The organism is Intrasporangium sp., from assembly GCF_040414665.1.
In the GTDB taxonomy this organism is placed as follows: domain Bacteria; phylum Actinomycetota; class Actinomycetes; order Actinomycetales; family Dermatophilaceae; genus Intrasporangium.
In genome coordinates, this window is sequence record NZ_JBEDUL010000028.1 from 1 (window position 1) to 5,760 (window position 5,760).

Below are 5,760 nucleotides of genomic sequence, written 5' to 3' on the forward strand. Positions count from 1 at the left end.
CGACCTCGTGGATGACCAGCGCCTCGACGCTGACCGCGGCCTCGGCCGGGTCCTGCCGGGGCCAGCCGTCCGGCAGCTGCGCCTGGTGCGTGGCGTGCTGCTCGCCGATCACGGTGTGCAGCGCCGCATAGGCTTGAACGAGCCGCCCGTCGAGGCGGGCCCGGTCCGCCTCGAGCGCCTCGATCTCGGCGACCAGCGCGTCCGCGGCCTGCTCCAGCGACAACCCGGCCCCCGACTCGGGCTTGGTCTCTCCCCGGGGCTCGGGTTCGGCCGGGGTTGAGGGCTCAGTCGGCAGCTGGGCGTGGTCGGCGTGGTCGGCGCTCGGGTCCCAGCCGAGCTCGCAGAGGCCGTCGGCCCGGGCCAGGTCGATCAGGCCCGGGGCCAGCAGCTGCCCCTGTGCGCCGGGCCGGGCGCCGTCGACCGCGGCACCGGCCAGGACCCGCTCGAGGGGCGAGAGCGCGGCGGTGGTGTACGGCACGGCGTCCTCCCGTCCGATCGGTCAGGCCCCCACACCTGCGGCCCGTGGTGTTGCTCCCAGCCTACCCCATCTTCGAACACATGTTCCCATCAGTTCGTGTGAAACTTCTTGCAGCGCAACGAAGCTCGCGGACGGGGGCGAGCTCAGCGGCATACCAGAGAGGTGTGACAACGGCACCACGACGCGGCTGGCGATACCGTCTGCCCATGGACTACGTCGTCGCGATCGACCAAGGCACGACGAGCACGCGCGCGATGGTCTTCGACCGCTCGGGCAGCGTCGTCGCGAGTGACCAACGGGAGCACCGCCAGATCTTCCCGCGTGCCGGCTGGGTCGAGCACGACCCCATGGAGATCTGGGAGAACACCCGCGCGGTTGTCGGCGGTGCCCTGGGCAAGGCGAACCTCAGCGCGAAGCGCGTCGTCACCGTCGGGATCACGAACCAACGCGAGACGACCGTCGTGTGGGACCGGGCGACGGGCCGGCCCGTCCACAACGCGATCGTCTGGCAGGACACCCGAACGCAGTCGATCTGCGACGAGCTCGCTGGCGACGCCGGCCCGGAGCGCTTCAAGAAGCAGACCGGTCTGCCGCTCGCGACGTACTTCGCCGGACCGAAGATCCGGTGGATCCTCGACAACGTCGATGGAGCCCGGGCACAGGCCGAGTCGGGACAGCTGCTCGCCGGGACGATGGACACGTGGATCCTCTGGAACCTCACGGGCGGCCCCGACGGCGGCGTCCACGTCACCGAGGTCACCAACGCCTCCCGGACGCTCCTCATGGACCTTCGGACCCTCGCGTGGGATGAGGAGATCGCCGCGGAGATGCGCGTGCCGACGAGCCTGCTCCCGGAGATCCGCTCGTCCTCGGAGGTGTACGGCATCTGCCAGCCGGGGATCCTCCTCGACGTGCCGGTGGCTGGCATCCTCGGCGACCAGCAGGCGGCGACGTTCGGGCAGGCCTGTCTCGAGCCGGGGACCGCCAAGAACACCTACGGCACCGGCAACTTCATGCTGCTCAACACTGGCGAGGAGATCGTCCCGTCCCAGCACGGCCTCCTGACGACGGTCTGTTACCGGCTCGGCGACGCCCCACCGGTCTACGCGCTGGAGGGGTCGATCGCGGTCACCGGGTCCCTCGTCCAGTGGCTGCGGGACAACCTCGGCATCATCGGTGACGCCTCCGAGGTCGAGACGCTTGCCGCATCGGTGGAGGACAACGGCGGCGCCTACTTCGTGCCGGCCTTCTCGGGCCTGTTCGCGCCGCACTGGCGGCCCGATGCGCGCGGGGCCCTCGTCGGCCTGACCCGGTTCGTCAACAAGGGCCACATCGCGCGGGCCGCCTTGGAGGCCACGGCGTTCCAGACGCGCGAGGTGCTCGACGCGATGAACGCGGACAGTGGCGTCCCGCTCACCGAGCTCAAGGTGGACGGCGGGATGGTCGTCGACGAGACCCTCATGCAGTTCCAGGCCGACCTGCTCGGCGTCGACGTCGTCCGCCCGAGGGTGGCCGAGACGACGGCGCTCGGGGCGGCGTATGCCGCTGGGCTGGCTGTCGGTTACTGGTCCAGCCCCAGCGAGGTGCGGGACAACTGGGGCGAGGACCGGCGCTGGTCGCCGTCGATGGACCCGGGAGAGCGCGAGCGGCTCTACCGCAACTGGAAGAAGGCCGTCCAGCGCACACTCGACTGGGTCGACGACGACACCCCGTGAGCGCGGCGGGGCGCGAGCAGCCTCAGTTCAGGGCGGCGATCGCCGCGTCGTAGTCCGGCTCCTGCGAGATGTCCGGGACGAGCTCCGTGTGGAGCACCGTGCCCTCCTCGTCGATGACGACGACGGACCGGGCGAGCAGGCCGCGCATCGAACCCTCGGCCAACGTCACGCCGTAGTCCTCACCGAACGTCGACCGGAACGAGGATGCCGCGATGACGTTCTCGAGGCCCTCGGCGCCGCAGAACCGCTTGAGCGCGAAGGGCAGGTCCTCGGAGGCGCAGATCACGTGGGTGTTCTCCAGCGTGCTGGCGATCTCGTTGAAGCGGCGGACGCTCTGGGCACACACTCCGGTGTCGATGCTCGGGAAGATGTTGAGCACGACTCGTGTGCCGTGCTGCAGGGGGAGGTCGCTCAGGTCGGCGCCCGCGAGGACGAACTCGGGGGCCACGTCTCCGACGGTGGGCAGGTCGCCGATCGTCTCGACGGGAGTGCCGCGCAGTGCAGTGGTAGCCATGGGTCGTTTGTATCCCGGTTACCGAGCAGTTGCCACCGCGTCCCGGGTCCCGGACGGGCTTGTAGTTTGGTGGTCATGACAGGTAATCCCGGCGACCGGTCGCTCACACCGGAGGAGCACCGGCGGGTCATCGACATCGCCATGGAGCTGGCCCGCACGGGGAAGACGGCGGAGCTGCTCGACTTCCTCGACCACGGGGTGCCCGTCGACATCACGGATGCGGATGGCAACACCCTGCTCATGCTCGCGGCCTACCACGGGCGCGAGGAGACAGTGCTCGCCATGATCGGGCGCGGCGCCGACGTCAACCTGCGCAACACGAGGGACCAGTCGCCCGTGGCGGGAGCGATCTTCAAGGGAGAGGACTCCGTCGTGCGGGCGCTCGTTGCAGCCGGGGCGGACCTCGACGCGGGGACGCCAACGGCACGCCAGGCGGCAGAGCTGTTCGGCCGCACCCACCTCCTCGAGGCCGAGGCATGACGGAGCGGACGGGCAGACAGGCCGGTGCAGGCCGCCGTTTCCTCATCAACCTCATCGGGGCGGTCGGGCTCGTCTTCGGCTTCCTGCCCATGGTCAAGTACCTGCTCGACCTCGACCTGTTCGACTTCACGGTCGCGCCCTACGAGTGGCTCGGGCTCACCGGTGCGGCGCGCTTCCTGCCGCCGGCGATGGTGCTCGTGACCTGCCTCGTCATCGCGTACGTCCTCGAGCGCGGTGCGGCGGAGTCGTAGACCCTCATTCGTTTCACAACGCGGCGTGATGTGATTACCCAATGTCGGTGACCGATCCGCCCCGCGCGCGAGGTGCACTGCGCACCGGCCTGGCTGTGCTCGGGGTCGCCATGGCCGCCGCCGTCGGGATCGGGCCGGCCGGGCACGCGATCGCCAGCGCGTCGGTAGTGGCAGCCTCCGGGGACACGACCGAGAACCTCACGGTGCCGGTGGGCGCCGAGCCGGACGGTACCGCGGTGACGTTGGACGCGGCAGTGCGGACACCCGCAGGTGGTGGGCGCCACCCCGTCGTGCTCCTGGCCCATGGCTTCGGCGGCTCCAAGGACTCGGTGGCGACGGAGGCGATGGGGCTGCAGGAGCGTGGCTACGTCGTCGTCACCTGGTCCGCCCGCGGACACGGAGCGTCGAGTGGTCGGATCCACCTCAACGCCCCGGAGTTCGAGATCGCCGACGCGAAGGCGTTGGTGGACCTCGTTGCGAAGCGCCCCGACGTCCTTCTCGACGCCCCGGGGGACCCTCGGGTCGGTGTCATGGGCGGCTCCTATGGCGGCGCGCTCGGGCTCATGCTCGCGGGCGCCGACCAGCGCATCGACGCCGTCGTGGCAGCCATCACGTGGAACGATCTCGCCGACGCGTTCTTCCCGCAGTCGGCGGTCAGCAGCACTGGTCCGACTCCGGCGGGCCGTCAACCCATCGCCGGCCCCGGCCCGTTCAAGCAGGTCTGGGCCACGAACTTCTTCCTCGGCGCCAACGCGAGCCTTCTGTCCCTCCCCTCGGCAGGGTCGGACGGTCAACAGTCGCCACCACCCGCGCCGGACTCCTCCACCTGCGGGCGGTTCGACCCGACGATCTGCGCCGGGTTCCTCGACGCCTCGGTCAAGGGGGAGCCCAGTGCCGGGCTCGTCACGCTGCTCCGGAAGCACAGCCCCAAGCCGACCCTGGGCAAGGTCACCGCACCGACCCTCCTCGTCCAGGGGATCGCCGACTCCCTCTTCGGACTCGAGCACGCCGACGCGACGGCGCGCGCCCTCGCCGCGGCCGGGACGCCAGTAGCGGTGCGCTGGAGCGACGGTGGCCATGACGGTCCGAGCACCCGCCAGGCCGAGGAGACAGAGGCGGGGTACGCCTGGCTCGACCACTACGTCCGGGACGGCGCGGGGCGCGAGTCCGCCCTGCCGGGAGCCGGGTTCACCTTCCCCACGCCGGCGAGCCGTCGAAACCAGCCAGCCGACCTGTGGACCATGCCGCGGTACCCCGGGCTCGACGGCACCGCCGTTGCCACCGAGCACCTCCCGCTCGCCGCGACGGCCGGCGGACTGCTGCACCCGCCCGGCGGACAACCGGCGTCGATGGTGGCCATCCCCGGGCTGGCCTCCCTGGGCCTCACCGTGTCGTCGTACCAGATCGCCGCGCTGCCCGGGCTGTCGACGTACTTCGACACCGATCCGGCGCCGCGCAGCGTGATGGTGGCGGGCTCGCCGACCATCACCCTCACCCTGACCTCGGACCAGCCGACGGTCACCTTGTTCGCGTCGCTGTGGCGCGTCTCCGGTGAGCAGGCAACGCTGCCCGCATCGCTCGTCGCACCGATCCGCGTGCCGGTCACGCCGGGGCGGCCAACCACCGTGACGGTCGCGCTGCCGGCCGCCACCTACGAGATGCCGACCGGGAGCCGGTGGCGCGTGCTGCTGACGAGCACCGAGGCGACCTACGCCAACAGCCGGGAGCCCGCCCGCATCGCCGTCGAGGCAGGCGCGGACCTCACCGTTCCTGTGGTCGAGGCGACGCCGGTGGGCACCTCGATCGCCGGCACCGACACCGAGTCCGCGCTCGCGGGCGGCATCCTCGTCGTCCTCGTCATCCTCGCCGGGGTGGCTGCGCTCTGGCGGCGCCGGCAGCGCAGGCACGAGGAGCCGCGCCCGGACCTGGCCGACGTGCCGCTCGTCGTCACGGACCTCGTCAAGTCCTACGCCGACGGTCATCGCGCCGTCGACGGGGTCTCCTGGCGGGCCGAGAAGGGCCAGGTCGTCGGACTCCTCGGGCCCAACGGGGCGGGCAAAACGACGACGATGCGAATGGTCATGGGCCTCATCGCCCCGGACTCGGGCGCCGTCCACGTCCTGGGCCATCCCGTGTCGGCGGGCTCCGACGTCCTCGAACGGGTGGGCGCGCTCATCGAGGGCCCGGGCTTCCTCCCGCACCTCACCGGCCGGCAGAACCTCGCGGCCTACTGGGCCGCGACCGGCAGGCGACCGGAGGAGGCGCACCTCGACGAGGCGCTCGAGGTGGCCGCGCTCGGCGGAGCCGTCGACCGGCCGGTGC

5 protein-coding genes and 1 pseudogene are annotated in these 5,760 nt (G+C 71.4%); 4 read left to right on the plus strand and 2 right to left on the minus strand.

Annotated features, from left to right (window positions below):
• Positions 1-478 (minus strand): annotated as a pseudogene (locus ABF401_RS03375) (hypothetical protein); the annotation flags it as partial.
• Between the two features lie 206 nt (positions 479-684).
• Here ABF401_RS03375 and glpK point away from each other — a divergent pair.
• On the plus strand, positions 685-2,193 hold the full coding sequence (glpK, locus tag ABF401_RS03380) for a glycerol kinase GlpK (protein ID WP_353508128.1): 1,509 nt from the start codon (positions 685-687) through the stop codon (positions 2,191-2,193).
• 22 nt (positions 2,194-2,215) lie between these two features.
• On the opposite strand, the gene tpx is transcribed toward glpK, so the two are convergent.
• Positions 2,216-2,707: a thiol peroxidase gene (gene tpx / locus ABF401_RS03385; RefSeq protein ID WP_353508129.1), complete on the minus strand. Its 492-nt coding sequence runs from the start codon at positions 2,705-2,707 to the stop codon at positions 2,216-2,218.
• 75 nt (positions 2,708-2,782) lie between these two features.
• Between tpx and ABF401_RS03390 the strand changes: the two genes are divergently transcribed.
• The 3 genes from ABF401_RS03390 to ABF401_RS03400 form a co-directional block, all read left to right on the plus strand.
• The gene (locus ABF401_RS03390; protein ID WP_353508130.1) at positions 2,783-3,187 is read left to right on the plus strand and encodes an ankyrin repeat domain-containing protein; all 405 of its coding nucleotides are present in this window, start codon (positions 2,783-2,785) and stop codon (positions 3,185-3,187) included.
• A complete protein-coding gene (locus ABF401_RS03395) occupies positions 3,184-3,438 on the plus strand; it encodes a hypothetical protein (protein ID WP_353508131.1) in 255 nt (84 codons plus the stop codon). The genes ABF401_RS03390 and ABF401_RS03395 overlap by 4 nt, the downstream gene beginning before the upstream one ends.
• A 47-nt stretch (positions 3,439-3,485) precedes the next feature.
• The coding region (locus ABF401_RS03400) for an alpha/beta fold hydrolase (protein WP_502908187.1) at positions 3,486-5,760 on the plus strand (2,275 nt) is incomplete at its 3' end.